This is a genomic window from Actinomyces oris (assembly GCF_001937445.1).
Lineage (GTDB): Bacteria > Actinomycetota > Actinomycetes > Actinomycetales > Actinomycetaceae > Actinomyces > Actinomyces acetigenes.
The window spans coordinates 42,187-60,464 of the sequence record NZ_MSKS01000028.1; the positions used below are offsets into that span (position 1 = coordinate 42,187).

Sequence of the window (18,278 nt, forward strand, 5' to 3'; positions counted from 1 at the left end):
GGGCCCTGTCTGGGCAATGGTGCAAGAAGCACCGGCAGATAACTCTAGGCGATCATGTCGCCAGCACCAACCTCCGATCCTCCCCGTCCTCTGTGTTCTTGGGCACGGAGACCTAGTCAGGCCGATGCCTCCGGGGTGTCTGAAGAATTCTCCGGCGAGGGCGCGGCGCTCTTGGCCGCGGCCCGCCGTCGCGTTCTCCTTGCAGGCTTCTCCTCAGCCGAGCCCGGCGGCTCCTCGTCGGGCTGCGGCTCAGCAGGGCCCTCAGACGTCGTGGCGGCCTTCTTCTCAGCCTTCCCACCGGTCTTCCTCCCCGACTTCTTATCCGCCTTGTCGCTCTTCTTCTCACCGGACTTCTTCGCCGACTTCTTGTCAGCCGCCTTCCTCGACCTGGTCTTGGCCGGCTTGTCCTCGGCCGGGGAGTCCGAAGCGTCCTGGCCGTCGACGGACTCCACGTTCTCCGCAGTCCCCGCCGCGTCATGGGCACTGTCGCTCACACCCGCGGCCGAGGTCTCAACGGACCTCTCCTCATGAGGGTCCTGCCCCTCCTGCTGGTGGTCCTTGTGGGCCTGTTCGGCGGCAGCCGCGATCTGGGCCAGGGCCCCGCGCACCGCCGCCCGGGCCTCGTCGTCGGCTCCGGACTCCGGCGATGCGGCGACGTCGCGCCCTGCGTTTCTCTTGCCGTGGCCGGAGCCCTTGGAACCCTTGGAACCCTTGGTCTCCTGGGAGTCCTGCTTGGTCTCCTTCTTCACCCCGCCGGTGGCCTGCTCCTCACGGCTCTTGCGCCCGCGCGAGCGCCCGCCACCGCGTGAGGCGGAGGCCGACATATCGACCTGCTGGTTCTCCACGGGCTCATCGTGGACGATGAAGCCCCGGCCCTTGCAGTGCTCACAGGTGGTGGAGAAGGCCTCGACCAGCCCCTGCCCCACCCGCTTGCGGGTCATCTGGACCAGCCCCAACGAGGTGACCTCGGTGACCTGGTGGCGCGTCCGGTCACGTCCCAGGCACTCCACGAGCCGGCGCAGCACGAGGTCCCGGTTGGACTCCAGGACCATGTCGACGAAGTCGATGACGACCATGCCGCCGATGTCGCGCAGGCGCAGCTGGCGGACAATCTCCTCGGCGGCCTCCAGGTTGTTGCGGGTGACGGTCTCCTCCAGGGTGCCTCCCGCACCGGTGAAGCGCCCGGTGTTGACGTCGATGACGGTCATCGCCTCGGTGCGATCGATGACCAGGGTGCCGCCGCTGGGAAGCCAGACCTTGCGGTCGAAGCCCTTGGCGAGCTGCTCGTCGACGCGGTGGGCGGCGAAGACGTCCTCGGGGCCGACCCAGTGCTCGAGGCGCTCGGACAGATCCGGGCTGACCTCGTCGATGTACTGGGAGACCGTGGACCAGGTGTTGTCACCGGAGACGACGAGCCTGCGGAAGTCCTCGTTGAAGACGTCGCGGATGACTCTCACGGCGAGCTCGGGCTCCCCCTTGAGCAGGACGGGGGCCTTGCCACTGCCCTTCATGACGGAGGACGCCTTCTTGTCGATGGCCTCCCACTGAGCCACGAGGCGTTCGACGTCGGCGGTCAGCTGCTCCTGAGTGGCCCCCTCCGCGGCGGTGCGCACAATGACTCCGGCCGAGTCGGGCACGATCCGCTTGAGGATCTTCTTCAGGCGGCTGCGCTCAGTGTCCGGCAGCTTGCGCGAGATCCCCGTCATGGTGCCTCCGGGGACCAGGACCAGGTATCGGCCCGCCAGGGTGATCTGGCTGGTGAGGCGAGCACCCTTGTGGCCGATGGGATCCTTGGTGACCTGTACCAGGACGGTGTCGCCACTGGAGAGGGCGTCCTCGATGCGGCGGGGCCTGCCCTCCAGGCCGGCGGCGTCCCAGTTGACCTCACCGGCGTAGAGCACGGCGTTGCGGCCCTTACCCAGGTCCACGAAGGCGGCCTCCATGGAGGGCAGGACGTTCTGAACCCGACCGACGTAGACGTTGCCGACCATGGAGGTCTGCGTGTGCCGGGAGACGTAGTGCTCCACGAGGAGCCCGTCCTCCAGGACGGCGATCTGGTTGAGGCCGTCGGACTCGCGCACGATCATCTGCCGGTCCACGGACTCGCGACGGGCCAGGAACTCGGCCTCGGTGATGATGGGACGACGGCGCCCGGCCGCCCGCCCTTCGCGGCGGCGCTGACGCTTGGCCTCCAGGCGTGTGGACCCCTTGAGGGCGGTCACCTCGTCACGCAGGTCGCCACCCTCCGAGCGGGTGCGGGACCGACGCCGCCGACGGCGCGATCCGGACACGGTGCTTGTGGCGGTCTCAGTGGCGCCGTCAGCGGAGGTCTCGCGCGAGGGCGCCGCATCGTCTCCGCCCTCCTCCACGGCCTGCGGCTCATCATCGGCGTCGTTGCGCGCCGAGTCCTCACCCCGCGAGCGCGAGCGCCGACCGCGTCCGCCACGGCGGCGCTTGCGGCGGGCCCCGCCCTCACGGGAATCCTCCGAGGACTCGACCCGGGGCTCATCGGTCCCGTCACTCTCTGAGACCTCGGCGGACTCGGCGTCGGCCTTGTCGTGGACGGAGTCCTCGCAGGGCTCCGGCGGGGCCCCGGTACTGGCTACCGCCTGCCGACGCCGACGGCCGCGGGCACTGCTGCGGTCGGATCGGGAGGACTCGGCCTCAGCCTCCTCGTTGCGTCCCTCCGCACCGGTTCGGGCACCGACGTCCTCCTTATCCGCCCAGTCCTTGGCGCCTTGGTGGCGCGAGGCGGTTGGCGCCGCCTGGGGGGCGGCGGTCGCCGCGGTGACCCGGCGGCGTCGACGGGCCCGACTGGGGTCGGGGGCCTGGAACAGGAGCGAGGCTGCGGGAAGGCGGGGGGCCTGGAGGTCCTTCTCATCCAGGTCTGCCTCGGTGAGCTCGTCATCCTCCTGGGACATCTCGGGCTCCTCATCGTCGGTTCCCTCGGTGTCGACCTGCTCGTCGAGGTCTTCCTGCGCAGCATCGGCGCTCGGCCCACCCTCGGCCACGTGCGCCCCGTCGGTCTCGCTCGCCTCTGCGGCGACGTGGGGCTCGGCGGCGGGAGCCTCCTCGGGGGCGGCGGAGGCCGCGACGACCTTCCGACGACGACGAGGGGCCGGCTCGACGGCTGTGGTCTGCGGGGCCGGCTGTACGCCGGGCTCCTCGGACCCGGAGGCGGTGACGGCATCTAAGGCCCCTACCGAACCGGGCTGCTCGGCAACGGGAGCCTGGGCGGGGGCGGCCGCGGCCGCGGTGACCCTGCGACGGCGGCGCGGAGTCGGGGCGCTCACGGCGTCACCGTCAGCGCGCTCCTGCTCGTACGATTCTGTTGATTCTGATGTGGTGCGACGTGCCATGGGGCTTGCACTCTCCGGGGCCGACGCCGTCGTCGTACCCTCGACGCGTCAGCGCGGTTGTGCTCCCGACCGGGAGCAGCGAGAAAGTCTTGAGAGCGCCCGCGAGGGCGCACGCCTTACCTGACGTCCACACAGACCGGGCTCGCAGCGGCGCAGCTCAGGCGGCGCAAGGTCCTCGGACAGGGTCGGCCGGAAGGCGCGGCTTCAGGTACCGGTACGAGACACCCGAAGCCGGCTCGAAGTATCCCACACAAACGCCGATAAGCGCTTGTGCGACTCATGGTGTCCCCGATCTCTGCGCACGTTGGCCTCATCACCCACCCAGCAACCACCCACCCCACCAAGACACGCGGAAGCCCCACTAAAGTATTACGGACTTTCGACCCAATCTCGCAGCAATCACACCTTCAACGCTTACCTTTTACACTACTGCGACAACACCTCGTCAGCGGTGCGACCACAGGAAAAGAACCGGGTGGACCGCAGGCCGCAGCACCTTCACACCTCACGCGTTTCACGACATGGCGTCACAGATGCACTATAATACTCTTATTGACCTGTAGGACGTTCTACAGATTCTCTTATCGATCTCATCGTCATCTCCGAAAGGTGGCACGGATGGCCATCTCTCCTATGGCGCTGGACTCTCTGGATCTGGCGCGCTGGCAGTTCGGTATCACCACCGTCTACCACTTCATCCTGGTTCCGCTGACCATCGGGCTGTCCCCGCTGGTGGCTCTCATGGAGACGCTGTGGCGCAGGACCGGCAACAGGCAGTGGCTCGTGGCCACCACGTTCTTCGGCAAGATTCTGCTGATCAACTTCGCGCTGGGCGTGGCCACCGGCATCGTTCAGGAGTTCCAGTTCGGCATGAACTGGTCGGAGTACTCCAGGTTCGTCGGTAACATCTTCGGCGCCCCTCTCGCCTTCGAGGCCCTGCTGGCCTTCTTCATGGAGTCCGTCTTCCTGGGCCTGTGGATCTTCGGATGGGACCGACTGTCCCCCAGGCTGCACAACCTGTGCATGTGGGCCGTGGCCGCCGGCACGAACTTCTCCGCCTTCTTCATCCTCACCGCCAACTCCTGGATGCAGCACCCGGTGGGCGCCGTCGTCAACCCCAAGACGGGGCGTGCCGAGCTCGACGGCGTGAGCGGCTTCCTCAAGCTCCTGTCCAACGAGCTGGTGTGGGCCACCGTGCTGCACGTTATCTCCTCGGCCCTGCTCGTGGCCGCGGCCGTCGTCATGGGCGTGTCCGTGTGGTGGATGGTCAAGGCCGCCCAGGCGAAGCAGGACTTTGAGGCGCGTGAGCTGTGGCGGCGGGTCGCCCGTTTCGGGGCCGTCGTCATGGTGGCCGCGGGCCTGGTCACCGCCGGCACCGGCCACATGCAGGGCCAGCTGGTCGCCGAGTACCAACCGGGCAAGATGGCCGCCGCCGAGGGGCTGTGCCACACCGAGGCCGGAGCCCCCTTCACCGTGGCCGCTTTCGGGGACTGCAAGAACGAGGACGGCATGGTCCGGTTCATCTCGGTTCCCGGTGTTTACTCCTTCATGGCCACCAACGACGTCAACGCCAAGATCACCGGGCTCAAGGAGGCCGGCGACATCTATAAGCAGTACGGCACCACTGATGCGCGCGGCAACGCCGTCGACTACAGCCCCAACGTCATGGTCAACTTCTGGTCCTTCCGCCTCATGATCGGACTGGGCATGGCCTCGATGGGCCTGGGGGCTCTGGCCCTGTGGCTGACCCGCGCCAACAGGCTCGTCTCCCGCCCGCTTCTGGGCAAGGCGGCGCTGGCCACCATGTGGATGCCCTTCATCGCCTGCTCCTTCGGCTGGATCTTCCGTGAGATGGGCCGTCAGCCCTGGGTCATCGTCCCCAACCTGTCCGACCCGGTCTCCCAGGTCTACATGCTCACGGCCGACGGCGTCTCCTCCGCGGTCTCCTCGGGTGCGGTGCTGGCCTCGATGGTCATCTTCACCCTGCTGTACGCCGCGCTCGGAGTGGTCTGGTTCATGCTGCTGCGCCGCTACATCCGCGAAGGGGTGCGCACCCCGGTGCCGGACAAGACCGGCACGTCCAAGCAGACGGACCAGGACAGCACGGACACGGATTCCGACGACGACTCCGACGGCGACTCCGTTGACTCCTCCGAGGCCGCCCCGGCTCTGTCCTTCGCCTACTGAACCAAGGAAGGTAGACAACCCATGACACTGAGCATCCTCTGGTTCATCCTCATCGCCGTCCTGTGGATCGGCTACCTCACCCTGGAGGGCTTCGACTTCGGCGTCGGTATGATCCTGAAGATCCTGGGCCGCGACGAGCGTGAGCGGCGCGCGACGCTGGCCGCCATCGGCCCCCACTGGGACGGTAACGAGGTGTGGCTGCTGACCGCCGGAGGGGCGACCTTCGCCGCCTTCCCCGAGTGGTACTCCACCCTGTTCTCCGGGGCCTACATCGTCCTGTTCATCATTCTGCTGTGCCTCATCGTGCGCGTGTGCGCCATCGAGTGGCGCCCCAAGGTCAACTCCCAGACCTGGCGCGACCGCTGGGACTGGGTCCACACGGTCAGCGCCTGGCTGCCCTCCATCCTGTGGGGAGTGGCCTTCGCCAACCTGGTTCAGGGCATGCACATCGAGGTCGTCCAGACCTCCAACGGCGCCGTCGTCCCGGCCGCCCAGGTGCCGGCCGACTCCCTGGTGCCCGGTGCCGCCCACCAGATCACCGGGGGCCTGCTCACCATGGTCACTCCCTTCACCCTGCTGGGCGGTGCGGTCACCTGCCTGCTCTTCCTCAACCACGGCGCGCTCTTCGTAGCGCTCAAGACCACCGGTGACCTGTCACAGCGCGCACTGCGGTTGTCGCGCCGGCTCGCCCCCGCGGCCACCGCGGTCACCGCCGCCTGGGCCCTGTGGGCGCAGCTGGCCTACTCCGGCAGCGCCCTGTCCTGGATCCCGTTGGTCATCGCCGCTGCCGGACTCGTCGGCTCCCTGCTCATGGGACGCACTGGGAACGAGGGTCGGGCCTTCGCCCTGCACTTCGTGGGGATCGCCTTCGCCGTCGTCTTCATCTTCGCCGCGATGGCCCCCAACGTCATGCGCTCCTCGGTGGACCCGGCCTACTCGCTGACGATCCAGCAGGCCGCGAGCGCCGACACGACCCTGCTCATCATGACCGTCGCCGCGGCCGTGTTCGTCCCCGGGGTCCTGGCCTACACGGTCTGGAGCTACAAGGTCTTCGCCTCACGTATCAGCGTCGAGAGCATCAACCCCGACCAGGGCGGGCTGCACCCCACGCTGGTGCGTGACTCGGCCCAGCCCGAGGCCCACTTCGGGTACTGACCATCAGCGCGACGCATCGGCCGGGGGTTTCCGGGCCCTTGGGCCCACTCCCCTATCCTTGAGCAGGTGAAGCCCCTCGATCCCCGGCTGATGCGTTACGCACGCTCCGCTCGCCGATACATCGCCGCCACGGCCGTCACCGGGATGGTGACCGCCGTGCTGGTGGTGGCTCAGGCCTTCCTCATCTCCAGTGCGGTCTCCTCGGTCATCTCCGAGGGGGCCGCGCCGTCGGCTGTCAGGGCACTGGCGGTGGCTCTGGGCGGGGTCCTGGCGGCCAGGGCCCTGGTGGTCCTGCTCCAGGAGGCTCACGCCCACCGGTCCGCCACGGAGACGATCGTCGAGCTGCGCCGGCTCGTTCTGGAGCACGCAGCCCGACTGGGCCCCCGTTGGCAGGCGCTTCACGGGACGCAGACCGCCACTTTGCTGACTCGCGCGCTGGACGACCTCGAGCCCTACTTCACCCGCTACCTCCCCCAGCTGGTGCTGGCCTCCACGGTGACACCGGCCATGGTGCTGGTGCTCCTCACCCAGGACTGGTCCGCCGCGGTGGCCGTGGTGTGCACCCTGCCCCTCATCCCGATCTTCATGATTCTCATCGGCAGGATGACCCAGTCCGTCTCCCAGGAGCGCCTCAAGACCATGCAGGTCCTGGGTGATCAGGTGCTCGATCTCATCTCGGGTCTGCCCACGCTCAAGGCCCTCGGACGCGAGCAGGGACCGGCCGAGCAGGTGCGCTCCCTGGGCCGCTCCTACCGGCGCACCACCATGTCGACCTTACGGGTCGCCTTCCTGTCGGGGGCGGTCCTGGAGTTCATCACGACGTTGTCGGTGGCGATCATCGCCGTCCAGATCGGTTTCCGGCTCGTGGCCGGGCGCATGGACCTGTTCACCGGCCTGCTCGTTCTCATGGTGGCCCCTGAGGTCTATCAGCCGCTGCGGCAGGTGGGTTTCCAGTTCCACGCCTCGGCCAACGGGGTGGCGGCGGCGAACGCGGTCTTTGAGGTTCTTCAGACCCCGGTGCCCGAGCCCGGCGGCCTGCCGGCTCCCGACCTGCGCTCAGCGACGATTGAGCTCGATGCGGTGTCCGTCGCCTCCCGGGGCGCGTGGGCCCCCGCCGGGCTCAGCGCCTCGATCTCTCCAGGCAGCCTGGTGGCGCTGACCGGTCCGTCGGGTGCGGGCAAGACCACGACGACGCAGGTCCTCCTCGGCCTGCTGGCCCCGGACCGGGGGCGGGTGCGGGTCGTGCCCGACGGCGTTGAGCCCGACGGCGCCGTCGACCTCGCCCAGATCGATCCGACCACCTGGTGGGAGCAGATCGCCTGGGTGCCCCAGCGCCCCACCATCACCCCGGGCACTGTGCTGGACAACGTCCTGGATCATGCCGAGCCGGGCGCATCCAGAGCGCAGGGCGTCCCCGACGTACTGGTCGAGGCGGCCCGGGCCACCGGCTTCGATGAGGTCGTGGATGGCCTGCCGCAGGGGTGGCGGACCCCGGTGGGCAGTCAAGGAGTGGGCCTGTCCGTGGGGCAGCGCCAACGTCTGGCCCTGACCAGGGCCCTGTGCTCGACGGCGACCCTGGTGGTCATGGATGAGCCGACCGCCCACCTGGACGCGGCCAGTGAGGCCCACGTCCTGGACGCAGTCCGTACGCTGCACGCCTCGGGGCGCACGGTGGTGGTCATTGCGCACCGTCCCGCGCTCATGGCCCTGGCCGAGCAGACCATTGCCGTGACGAGCCAACCGGTGCCGCCGGCACCATCGGCGGGCGTCGCACCTGACCGGGCACCTGCCCGTGAGGCGACGGCGCAGGAGGAGGCCCTGTGAGCACTGTGAGCACTGTCAACCCCGTCACCCCGGTGAGCCCGGCGACCTCCTCCCTCTCCCCCGCGCTGTCCGCCGATGAGCGAGGCTCCCTGCGCCGTGCGGTGGGCCTGCTGAACCTGGACCGGTCACGTTTCATCCTGGCCGTGCTCGCCGGAACGGCGGGTATGGCCTCGGCCGTGGCCCTGTCCGGGGTGGCGGCCTGGCTCATTGCGCGGGCCTCCCAGATGCCCGACGTCGTCGCGCTGGGGGTGGCGCCGGTGGCGGTGCGGCTCTTCGGTATCTCGCGCTCCGTCCTGCGCTACTGCGAACGGCTCGTCTCCCATGACACCGCCCTGAGAGGCATGGGCGCTCTGCGCACCCGCCTCTATGAGTCCCTGGCGGCGGCCCGCACGGACACGGTTGCGAGCCTGCGTCGCGGCGACGTCCTGGCGCGAGTGGGCAACGACATCGACGCGGTCGGGGATCTCGTCGTGCGCGCCTATCTGCCTGCGGCGGTTGCAGCCGTCCTGGGTGCGGCCACCTGTCTCGGCATCTCCCTGGTCTACTGGCCGGCGGGCCTCATCCTGCTGGCCTGCCTGCTGCTGTCGGGACTGGTGGGCCCGTTGGCCACCATCCGTTCGGCGAGGATCGCCGAGCAGGCCCGTCAGAGGCAGGCCACCGAGCTGTCCGCGCAGGTCCTGGCGGTCCTGGAGGGGGCCCCTGAGCTGTCCGTCTCCGGGCGCCTGGCCGGCTCGATGCGCCAGGTCGCCTCCCGGGAGGAGGGCCTGAGCCGCCTGCGGGACCGGGCCGCGGTACCGGCCGCGATCGCGGCGGCCGTGGATGTGGCTGCCATGGGCATCGCGGTCCTGGGCAACCTGGTGGTCGGGGTGAGCGCCATCTCCGCCGGGCGGCTGGCCCCGGTCTGGCTGGCAGTCATCGTCCTGGTTCCGCTGGCGGCCTTCGAGGCCACCTCCGCGCTCGGGCCGGCCAGCGTGCAGCTGGTGAGGTCGGCCGGCGCCGCCTGCCGCATCGTGGAGCTCATCGAGGCGGCCGAGGCCAGTGCCGACGCCGGCGGCGCGACGTCCTGCGCACCCCGGGAGCTGCCCGAGCCCTCCGCCCAGGGCCCGTACCTCAAGGCAAGGGGCCTGGCGGTGGGTTGGCCGGGCGGCCCGGTTGTGGCCGAGGGCATCGACCTGGATCTGCGGGTCGGTCGCCGAGTGGCGATCGTAGGGCCGTCGGGGATCGGCAAGTCGACACTGCTGGCCACGCTGGCGGGACTGCTGGAGCCTCGGGGCGGCACGCTGACGCTCGACGGTGTCCCCCCGTGGCAGGCGGCCCGCCCCGATGTGGCGGCCAGGGTGTGCCTGACCGCGGAGGACGCGCACGTCTTCCACACCAGTGTCCTGGAGAACCTGCGCGTGGCGCGCGGGGACGTCACTCCCGCCCAGGCCGGTGATCTGCTGAGGCGGGCCGGCCTGGGGAACTGGCTCGAGGCTCTTCCCGACGGCGTCGAGACCATCATCGGCACCGATGCCACAACGTTGTCCGGTGGAGAGCGGCGTCGGCTCCTGCTGGCCCGGGCCCTGGCGGCTCCGGCCCCCCTGATGCTGCTGGACGAGCCCGGTGAGCATCTCGATGCCGTCACCGCGGACCGGCTCGTGACCGACCTGCTGACAGCGGGTGACTCGGGCCGCGGCGCTCTCCTGGTCACCCATCGTCTCAGCGCCCTGGAGCACGCCGACGAGGTCCTTGTCATGGGACACCGCCCGCAGGCCACCGGCGTGCAGGCCCCGGCGACTATCCTGCACCGAGGCAGCCACTGTGAGCTCCAGGACGTCTCCGAGACCTACCGGTGGTCGCTCTCCCAGGAGGATCAGGACAGGCAGCAGGACCACGTATCCGCTACGAGCTGAACGAGCTGAGCACGATGACGACACCCCACCCCCAGCACGCAGCAGACACTCCCGGCGACGGCCTTGGCTTGTCCGGTGTGCCCGAGGACGCCTCGGAGGAGATCGACGGACCCTCAGCGCGACGGGATGAGGCGATAGCGCCCGCTTCGGAGGAGAACGCCGCGGCAGGACGCCTGGCCTACGCCGTCCACGCCGACCAGCTGGTCTCCACCCGTGGCCGCCGGGCGTCGGCCCTTCAGCCGAGCCTGGACGAGGCGACCGTCGCCCTCATCCAGGCGGCCCTCAGGCTCACCAGCTCCCTGCGGGTCCCCGACGCGCTGCGCCGTCTGGTGGAGTCGGCCTGCTCCATCACCGGTGCCTCCTGGGGCACCATCGCCGTGCTCAACCACGCGGACATGGATGTCGACCCGGCCGGCGCCCTCTCGCCCGGTCCCTCCGGCGCGGGCTCAGGCACCGGGCTGTGCAGCGGGGTGCCCACGGCGACCCTCGATGAGCTCGCCCAGATGGCCGGCGCCCCCGATTCCGCTGGTGCTTCGCCCACCTGCGCTGAGTCCATGCTCAGCGGGCTCGAGGGCACCGGGATGGTCATCGACAACGACCTGGGCAGGGCCTCGGCCTTCACCGGTGCCATCGAGGGTGAGGAGACCGGCAGCCTGCTCTCGGCCCCGCTGCGCCTTCACGGCCAGGTCTACGGGCACCTTTACCTGTGTGACAAGCCCGGGGGCTTCACCCGGTCGGACGCCGACGCCGTCCTGACCCTGGCCCAGGCCGCAGCTGTCGCTGTGGAGAACGCCCGCCTGTACCGCGAGGCCCGCGACCGCGAGCAGTGGATGGCCGTCTCCCAGGAGCTGACGACACTGCTGCTCTCGGGCGCCCAGGAGGATGACGCGCTGACGCTCATCGCCCACCGCGTCCGCCAAGTGGCTCACGCCGACACGGCCGCCCTCATCCTGCCCAGCATCGGGAAGCGCTGGATCTGCGAGATCGCCGACGGCGAGCACGCCCACGAGCTCATCGGTACCTTCTTCCCGTCCGAGGGTCGAGCTCTGACCACCCTGGCCCATCAGACCGGCCTGGTCGTGGACTCCCTGGAGGACGCCTGGGGCGACGGCGACCTCCTGGTCCCCCAGCTGGCCCAGTTCGGACCGGCCCTCTACGCCCCCATGATCCACCGGGGGCGGGGCGTGGGGGTCATGCTGCTGCTGCGCTCCCCGGGTGCGGCACCGTTCACCGCCCAGGACCTGGAGATCGCCGAGCTCGTGGCGGGGCAGGCCACGATGGCCTTCGAGCTGGCCGACGCCCAGCACGCCGAGGAGATGGCCACGCTGCTCGATGAGCGGGCCCGGATCGGCCGAGACCTGCACGACCTGGCCATCCAACAGCTCTTCGCCACCGGCATGCAGATCTCAGCGGCCCGGGAACGGCTGGCCTCCAGCACACAGGCGGACCTGGAGGCGGTGTGCTCCGTGCTGAGCACCGCGCTGGAGGCGGTGGACGACTCCGTGGGCCAGATCCGCTCCATCGTGCGCTCCCTGCGCGATCGCGATGAGGAGGTGGGTGTGATCGAACGGCTGCGGCGCGAGGCCTCCCTGGCCCGCAACGCCCTGGGCTACGCCCCCTCGCTGCTGCTGAGCGTCGACGGCCGGGGCCTGGCCCAGGTGGACCGCGACGAGGAGGACCGGCTCATCGCCTCGGTCGACGCCGCCGTGGCACCGGATGTCGCCGACGACATGGTCGCCGTCGTGCGTGAGGGACTGAGCAACGTGGCCCGTCACGCCCACGCCTCCTCAGTGACGGTGGACGTCAAGATCGAGGGGGTGCAGCCGGGCTCGGAGCAGTGCTGCGGCCCCGGCGACGACGAGGGCCACGCCTCGGGCGACGCCGAGCCCTTCCGGGGCAGCCCGGTGGTGGAGATCGTCTGCCGTGACGACGGCGTCGGGGTGAATCCCTCGGTGACGCGCCGTTCGGGGACGGCCAACATGGCCGAGCGGGCCCGCCGCCACGGCGGCAGCTTCGTCATCGGTCCGCGGGCCCGCTCCGACGGCGAGCGGCGCGGCACCTGCTTCACCTGGCGAGTGCCCTTGGACGGGGGCGGCCGGGAGCGCTGAGAGCGCTTGCGCCCCCTCAGCGGTGGGCTCAGCGCGTCGGCAGGAACCGTCAGCTGTTGCGCCAGCCCGAGGCGCGCTGGCCGGCGACCCAGGCGGCGACCTGGGTGCGCCGCTGCAGACCCATCTTGGCCAGCAGGGAGGTGATGTGGTTCTTGACCGTCTTCTCGGCGACTCCGAGCCGCTCACCGATCTCCCGGTTGGACAGGCCGTCACCGATGAGGTCGAGGACCTTGCGCTCGGCGTTGGTCAGGTCGGCGGTGGGGTCGTCGTGGTCCGCCCGGCGGCGCGTCACGGTGCGCTCGTCGAGCAGGACGCGTCCGGAGGCCACAGCCCGCACGACGTCGCTGATCTCGGCACCGTGGACCGTCTTGAGCAGGTAGGCCCGGGCGCCTGCCGCCAGAGCCTCGGCCAGGGCCTCGTCGTCGTCGAAGGAGGTCAGTACGATCGGCAGGGCCTGGGGCACGGAGTCTCGCAGCTCCTGCATGAGCTCGATGCCGGTGCCGTCGGGCAGCTGGAGGTCCACGAGGATGACGTCGGGGCGGACCAGCTCGGCCCGGCGCACCGCCTCGGCCCGAGAGCCCGCCTCGGCGACGACGTCGAGCCCATCGGCGCGGTCAATGATCTCGGCGATGCCGCGACGGACGATCTCGTGGTCGTCCACGATCATGACGCGGACGATCTCCGAGGAGGGGGTGTGTGCCATACTCATGACATTACCAGGGGCTGGAAATCTACGTCACACCTCTGGCTTCGTCGTGGCGCGGCTGTCGTGGAGACTGCCCGACGTCGACGGCCGCCTACCGGCGTCGGCGCGGACGGGTCTGGCAGTGGGGGCAGTAGGTGTGGGAGCGCCCTGCCAGAGTCTCGCGCGCCATGGTGGCCCCGCAGCGACGGCACTCCAGCCCCTGACGCCCGTAGGCACCCAGCTCGCGGGCGAAGAACCCGGCGGCGCCCTCGACATCGACGTAGAGGGCGTCGAAGCTCGTGCCGCCGGCCTGAAGGGCCCGGCGCATGACCTCAGCGGTGGCTTCAAGGATCCGGGCCACGGCCCTCGGGCCGAGACCGGTTCCCGGACGCAGGCCGTGCACCCCGGCCTCCCACAGGCCCTCGTCGGCGTAGATGTTGCCGATGCCCGAGACGAGTCCCTGGTCGAGCAGCTGGGTCTTGATGGCACGTCTCGAGGCGCGCACCCGGGCGACGACGCCGGTGGGGCCGGTCAGCTCCAGGGCCGGGTCAAGCAGATCACGGGCGATATGGGTGGCATCGGCGGGAAGCAGCGGCCGCGGATCACCCATCCCGCCGGGAGCACCGTCGAGCGTGGGGGTCAGGTCGACGACGTGCAGGCCGCCGAGCATGCGCTGGTCGACCAGGTCGAGTACCGCCCCGCCGGCGCTGTCGTCACCGTCGAGGCCGGTGCTGAGGTGGAGGCGCACTCGCAGGTGGCGGGCGGAGGTGGAGATATCCCGCACGTAGCGGGGTTGCTCGGTGGCGCTCAGGTCCACTGGGCGCCCGCCGGGCCGAACGCGCGGATCGGCCAGGAAGGCCGCGGCACCGGCTGGCTGAGGGGCGGCACCAGGAGCGGTTGCGGTGGTGGTGCCGCGCACGAGCAGCTGGCCGCTCATGCCCAGGTGGGCGGACAGGGCGCGTCCGTCGTCCAGGGGCAGCCACAGGAACTTCCCGCGGCGGACAGCCGCGGTCAGGGTGCGCCCGGTGAGCTGGTCGACGAAGGCCTGCGCTCCCCCGTCCTGGCGGCGCAGCGGACGCGGGTCGAGGACCTCGACGCGGGTGACGGTGCGGCCGGCCACGTGCCGGGCGAGCCCGGCACGCACCACCTCGACCTCGGGCAGCTCGGGCATCAGCTCTTCTGGGAGGTCTGTCCGGTGAGCAGGTCGGCGCGCAGGGCCTCGTTGACACCGGGCAGGTTGAGGCCACCGTCACCCCGGGCGGCCAGGATGACGGCGTAGGCGGCCTCGGCGGCGTCGTGCTCGGCGACCTTCTTCGAGCTTCCGGTGCCCTGCCCCAGAACCTGGCCGTCGACGATGGCGCTGGCGGTGAAGACCCGCTGGTGGTCGGGGCCGGTTCCGGTCACCTCATAGGTGGGGTTGCCGAGCTGGTGGATGGCGGTGAGCTCCTGGAGACTCGTCTTCCAGTCCAGGCCCGCGCCGCGGGTGCGGGCCGAGTCCAGGAAGCGGGAGACGAGCCGGGTGACGACCGTGCGGGTCTCCTCCAGGCCGTGGGTGAGATAGGTGGCGCCGATGAGGGCCTCGACCGTGTCGGACAGGATGGAGTCCTTGTCGCGCCCGCCCGAGAGCGCCTCGCCCTTGCCGAGCTTGATGAACTCCCCCAGCCCCAGGTCGCGGGCGACGGCGGCCAGGGCCGGCTCGGAGACGGTGGCGGCGCGCATCTTGGCGAGCTGGCCCTCGGGGACATCCGGGTGGGTGCGGTAGAGGTACTCGGTGACGATGATGCCCAGGACGGAGTCGCCCAGGAACTCCAGGCGCTCGTTGGTGGGCAAGCCGCCGTTCTCGTGGGCGTAGGAGCGGTGGGTCAGGGCCAGGTCGAGTAGCTGGGCATCGATGCTCGGCCCCCAGCGATAGACGAGGGCCTCGGTGTCGGTGCGCGCGGGCGGGGCGCTGCGGCGCTTGGCCATCAGGCCTGTTCCTCCCCACTCGTGGGCGCGTCCTGCTCGCCCTCCTGACCGGTCTCGGTCTCCAGCAGGCCTGCCAGGGCGGACCAGCGCGGGTCGATGACCTCGTGGTGGTGGTCAGCGGGCAGGTCCTCGAGCCGCTTGCCGCAGTCGGGGCACAGCCCCGGGCAGTCGGGGCGGCACAGGGGCTGGAAGGGCAGGGTGGGCACCAGGGCGTCGCGCAGTGCCGGTTCGAGGTCCAGGGTGGTCTCCCCCACCGCAAGGAGGTCCTCGGCCTCCTCATCGCCTTCGGCCCGCTGGGCCTCGATGACCTCGGGGAAGAGGTAGAGCTCGTCGATCCTCACGCTGCGGTCCTCATCGAGGTCGCGCAGGCAGCGCACGCACTCTCCGTGGACATGCAGGTCGGCGTCGGCGTGCGCCAGGACGCCGTCGTCCATGGAGGTCAGGGTGACGTCGAGGGCGAGGTCGCTGCCCTCGGGCACGCCGATGACCTCAGTGCCCAGGTCGGCGGGGGCGGGGGTGCGGATCTGCAGGTTCTTGACCGAGCCGGTGGCACGGGGCAGGTCGACGATATCGACGACGAGTCCTGACATGGGTTCCTCCACAGTGGGTTGACCACGCCGCATCCAGCGATGGCCGAGGGGCCCCAGCGGCATAATGTCCGCGTGATGCCCAGGTGATGCACACGGTGCGGGGCGGCTGGTGGGCGGGGTGATGGACGAGGTGTCTGGCGCGAGCGTACCCGGTGGGGCGGCGGCGCCACCGATTCAGTGGGCGGAGGGGTCCACGGACCAGGCCGAACGGCGGCGGACGGGCTCCTGGATCTCCACCGGCTGGCCCGCGCCGTCCCCCAGGCGGCCGGCCAGGACCTCACGGCCGGCGCGGATCTGCTCGGCGACCTTGGCGACCTCGGCCTCCAGGGAGGCCAGGGTGCGGTCGGAGTACTCATCGGCCCCGTGACGCAGGGAGGCGGCCTTGTCCTCCGCCGCGGCCACGATGCTGTCGGCCCGGTCATTGGCCATGCGCACAATGTTCTCCCCGGCCACGAGGCGCTCGGACTCCTCCTGGGCGTACTGGACGAGCCGTTCGGACTCGGCCCGTCCCTCAGCCAGGACGGCGTCGGCATCGGCGACGATCTTCTCGGCGCGACGAACAGCGGTCGGGACCGCGTCACGAGCCCGATCGATGAGGTGCAGGACGTTCTCCCGGTTGACGATCACCGAGGCGCTCATCGGCATGGATCGGGCGTTGCTGATGAGCTCGTCGAGCTCATCGAGGATACGCAGCAGGTCGTCTCCGGCATCGCGGCTGGTCGTCACGGTAGGTCCTCTCGAGTGTGGTCGGCGCCGACGAAGCGGCTTGGCGGGGTCCCGGGCGGGACGGGTCCTGAGTCGACGCCGTCGTGGGCTGCAGACCCGGGGGCCTGGGCCAGGTGGACCTCCAGGGCGTGGGCCACAGCGGGCGGCACGAGGGCGGAGACGTCCCGGCCATAGCCGGCGACGTCCTTGACGAGGGAGGAGGAGATGTGCGCGTAGGTGGCGGACGCGGGCAGGAAGACCGTCTCGGGCGCCCCCAGGTCGCGGTTGAGCAGGGCCATGGGCAGCTCGGTATCCAGGTCGCTGCCGTTGCGCAGGCCCTTGATGATGGCGCTCGCCCCACGCCGGCTGCAGTAGTCGGCCAGGAGCCCGGGGACGATGTCCACCTCGACACTGGGCAGGTGGGAGGTGGACTCCCTGGCCAGGCGGAGGCGTTCGTGGACGTCGAGCAGGTGGCGCCCGTCCTTGGCGGCGTTGTGGGCGATCCCGATGACGACGACGTCGAAGAGCGTGGCCGCACGGGCGGCGATGTCGACGTGCCCCAGGGTGAGGGGATCGAAGCTTCCGGGGTAGACGGCCAGGCTCATATGCTCACGCTACTGGCTGGGCCCGCCGCGGTGCGGGACGCGCGCCGCACCACCCGCGCCAGCACGCTGCCGCTGCGCGCCGGGCGTCCTGGGAGCCCCATGGAGGCGCTGCTATATTTCCCTTGTGTCCACACGCGTGACCCTCAGTGACGTGGCCGAGGCAGTCGGAGTCTCGTCTCAGACCGTCTCCCGCGTACTCAACAACCACCCGTCGGTCCGTCCCGAGACACGTCAGAAGGTTCTGGCAGCCGTTCAGGCGCTGGGTTACGAGCCGAACCTCGCCGCCCGCTCACTGGCCTCGGGCTCCTCCGGGGCCGTGGGAATCCTGCTGACCGCCGGGCTGTCGCACGGGATGGCCTCCACCTTCTCCGCGATCGCCAGGGCGGTGCGCGAGCGGGGGGATACCTTTGTTCTGGCCACTGCCGAGGGAAGCGACCCGGAGTCCGTGCGACAGGCACTGGCCCATCTGCACGGCCACCGCGTGGCGACCATCGTGGTCCTGGCTCAGCGCGCCGACGTCCTGGCCATCCTCTCATCCCAGCGTCACCGCGGTCCGGTCGTGGCCATCATCTCGGGTCAGCACGAGTTCTCCGAGCTGTCCACCGTCTCCATCGACCAGTCCCTGGGGGCCAGGCTGGCAACGGAGCACCTTCTGGCTCAGGGGCGCAGCCGCCTGCTGCACGTCACCGGGGACCTGTCCTGGCAGGACGCCTCGGAGCGCCTGGCCGCCTACCAGTCGGTATGCGCTCAGGCCGGGGTTCCCGGCCGCTGGGTGGGTACGGACGCCTGGACGGGAGAGGCCGGGGCCAAGGTCGCCAGGCGCCTGCTCGACAGTGGTCTGCCCGACGCCGTCTTCGCCGCCAACGATGACATCGCCCTGGGGTTGTGCCATGAGCTGCTCGCCGCCGGCGTGAGGATCCCCGACGACGTCGCCGTCGTCGGCTTCGATGACATCCCCCTGGCGCGCTGGGCAACCCCGTCTCTGTCCAGCGTCACGCAGGACTTCGACGCCCTGGGAAGGGCTGCACTGAGTCTGTCCGATGAGCTCATGGAGGGTGGCGCCCCTCGCAAGGTCACCCTGACCCCACAGCTGGTGATTCGAGACTCCTCGCCCGGTCGGTCGTCCGGGTGACATCGTCATGAAGTGCGGGTGGGGGCTCCCTGTGCTCCAGGCAGCCCCCACCTGTACCAGCAGGGTCTTTC

At 70.4% G+C, this 18,278-nt stretch carries 13 protein-coding genes; 6 read left to right on the top strand and 7 right to left on the bottom strand.

Translation table 11 applies throughout. The features are described 5' to 3' along the window. Nucleotides 1-116: 116 nt before the first annotated feature. Nucleotides 117-3,359, bottom strand: a complete 3,243-nt coding sequence (locus tag BKH20_RS09050) for an Rne/Rng family ribonuclease (RefSeq protein WP_075390782.1) — start codon at nucleotides 3,357-3,359, stop codon at nucleotides 117-119. A gap of 618 nt (nucleotides 3,360-3,977) precedes the next feature. On the opposite strand from BKH20_RS09050, the gene BKH20_RS09055 reads away from it, so the two are divergent. The 5 genes from BKH20_RS09055 (at nucleotide 3,978) to BKH20_RS09075 (ending at nucleotide 12,525) form a co-directional block, all read left to right on the top strand. Next, nucleotides 3,978-5,546: a cytochrome ubiquinol oxidase subunit I gene (locus BKH20_RS09055; RefSeq protein WP_075390783.1), complete on the top strand. Its 1,569-nt coding sequence runs from the start codon at nucleotides 3,978-3,980 to the stop codon at nucleotides 5,544-5,546. Nucleotides 5,547-5,567: 21 nt separating this feature from the next. Next, nucleotides 5,568-6,701 (top strand): cytochrome d ubiquinol oxidase subunit II, encoded by a 1,134-nt coding sequence (cydB, locus tag BKH20_RS09060; protein ID WP_075390784.1) that lies wholly within the window; start codon nucleotides 5,568-5,570, stop codon nucleotides 6,699-6,701. 66 nt (nucleotides 6,702-6,767) lie between these two features. Further along, on the top strand, nucleotides 6,768-8,525 hold the full coding sequence (gene cydD / locus BKH20_RS09065; protein WP_178388581.1) for a thiol reductant ABC exporter subunit CydD: 1,758 nt from the start codon (nucleotides 6,768-6,770) through the stop codon (nucleotides 8,523-8,525). Further along, nucleotides 8,522-10,417 carry a thiol reductant ABC exporter subunit CydC gene (gene cydC, locus BKH20_RS09070; protein ID WP_075390785.1) on the top strand — a complete coding sequence of 632 codons (1,896 nt, stop codon included), beginning with the start codon at nucleotides 8,522-8,524 and terminating at the stop codon, nucleotides 10,415-10,417. The genes cydD and cydC overlap by 4 nt, the downstream gene beginning before the upstream one ends. Before the next feature lie 14 nt (nucleotides 10,418-10,431). Beyond that, the gene (locus BKH20_RS09075) at nucleotides 10,432-12,525 is read left to right on the top strand and encodes a GAF domain-containing sensor histidine kinase (RefSeq protein ID WP_075390786.1); all 2,094 of its coding nucleotides are present in this window, start codon (nucleotides 10,432-10,434) and stop codon (nucleotides 12,523-12,525) included. Nucleotides 12,526-12,574: 49 nt separating this feature from the next. Here BKH20_RS09075 and BKH20_RS09080 read toward each other — a convergent pair whose 3' ends face one another. From BKH20_RS09080 to coaD, 6 genes are all read right to left on the bottom strand, one after another. Next, nucleotides 12,575-13,234 carry a response regulator gene (locus BKH20_RS09080; RefSeq protein WP_020991587.1) on the bottom strand — a complete coding sequence of 220 codons (660 nt, stop codon included), beginning with the start codon at nucleotides 13,232-13,234 and terminating at the stop codon, nucleotides 12,575-12,577. Nucleotides 13,235-13,322: 88 nt separating this feature from the next. After that, the gene (mutM, locus tag BKH20_RS09085) at nucleotides 13,323-14,381 is read right to left on the bottom strand and encodes a bifunctional DNA-formamidopyrimidine glycosylase/DNA-(apurinic or apyrimidinic site) lyase (protein ID WP_075390787.1); all 1,059 of its coding nucleotides are present in this window, start codon (nucleotides 14,379-14,381) and stop codon (nucleotides 13,323-13,325) included. After that, the gene (gene rnc, locus BKH20_RS09090; RefSeq protein ID WP_075390788.1) at nucleotides 14,381-15,175 is read right to left on the bottom strand and encodes a ribonuclease III; all 795 of its coding nucleotides are present in this window, start codon (nucleotides 15,173-15,175) and stop codon (nucleotides 14,381-14,383) included. Before rnc ends, mutM begins: the two co-directional genes overlap by 1 nt. Next, nucleotides 15,175-15,765 (bottom strand): YceD family protein, encoded by a 591-nt coding sequence (locus tag BKH20_RS09095; protein WP_075390789.1) that lies wholly within the window; start codon nucleotides 15,763-15,765, stop codon nucleotides 15,175-15,177. Before BKH20_RS09095 ends, rnc begins: the two co-directional genes overlap by 1 nt. Nucleotides 15,766-15,939: 174 nt before the next feature. After that, entirely contained in the window at nucleotides 15,940-16,491 is a 552-nt protein-coding gene (locus BKH20_RS09100) for an ATPase (RefSeq protein WP_075371779.1), read from the bottom strand. Next, on the bottom strand, nucleotides 16,488-17,075 hold the full coding sequence (coaD, locus tag BKH20_RS09105) for a pantetheine-phosphate adenylyltransferase (RefSeq protein WP_075390790.1): 588 nt from the start codon (nucleotides 17,073-17,075) through the stop codon (nucleotides 16,488-16,490). Before coaD ends, BKH20_RS09100 begins: the two co-directional genes overlap by 4 nt. Before the next feature lie 124 nt (nucleotides 17,076-17,199). Between coaD and BKH20_RS09110 the strand changes: the two genes are divergently transcribed. Beyond that, nucleotides 17,200-18,207: a LacI family DNA-binding transcriptional regulator gene (locus BKH20_RS09110; protein WP_075390791.1), complete on the top strand. Its 1,008-nt coding sequence runs from the start codon at nucleotides 17,200-17,202 to the stop codon at nucleotides 18,205-18,207. Nucleotides 18,208-18,278: the final 71 nt, after the last annotated feature.

Excerpts from the sequence above, each read along its gene's own strand:
- BKH20_RS09050 (WP_075390782.1), bottom strand. The coding sequence starts at position 3,359 with ATGGCACGTCGCACCACATCAGAATCAACAGAATCGTACGAGCAGGAG.
- BKH20_RS09055 (WP_075390783.1), top strand. The coding sequence starts at position 3,978 with ATGGCCATCTCTCCTATGGCGCTGGACTCTCTGGATCTGGCGCGCTGG.
- cydB (WP_075390784.1), top strand. The coding sequence starts at position 5,568 with ATGACACTGAGCATCCTCTGGTTCATCCTCATCGCCGTCCTGTGGATC.
- BKH20_RS09075 (WP_075390786.1), top strand. The coding sequence starts at position 10,432 with ATGACGACACCCCACCCCCAGCACGCAGCAGACACTCCCGGCGACGGC.
- BKH20_RS09080 (WP_020991587.1), bottom strand. The coding sequence starts at position 13,234 with ATGAGTATGGCACACACCCCCTCCTCGGAGATCGTCCGCGTCATGATC.
- mutM (WP_075390787.1), bottom strand. The coding sequence starts at position 14,381 with ATGCCCGAGCTGCCCGAGGTCGAGGTGGTGCGTGCCGGGCTCGCCCGG.
- rnc (WP_075390788.1), bottom strand. The coding sequence starts at position 15,175 with ATGGCCAAGCGCCGCAGCGCCCCGCCCGCGCGCACCGACACCGAGGCC.
- BKH20_RS09095 (WP_075390789.1), bottom strand. The coding sequence starts at position 15,765 with ATGTCAGGACTCGTCGTCGATATCGTCGACCTGCCCCGTGCCACCGGC.
- coaD (WP_075390790.1), bottom strand. The coding sequence starts at position 17,075 with ATGAGCCTGGCCGTCTACCCCGGAAGCTTCGATCCCCTCACCCTGGGG.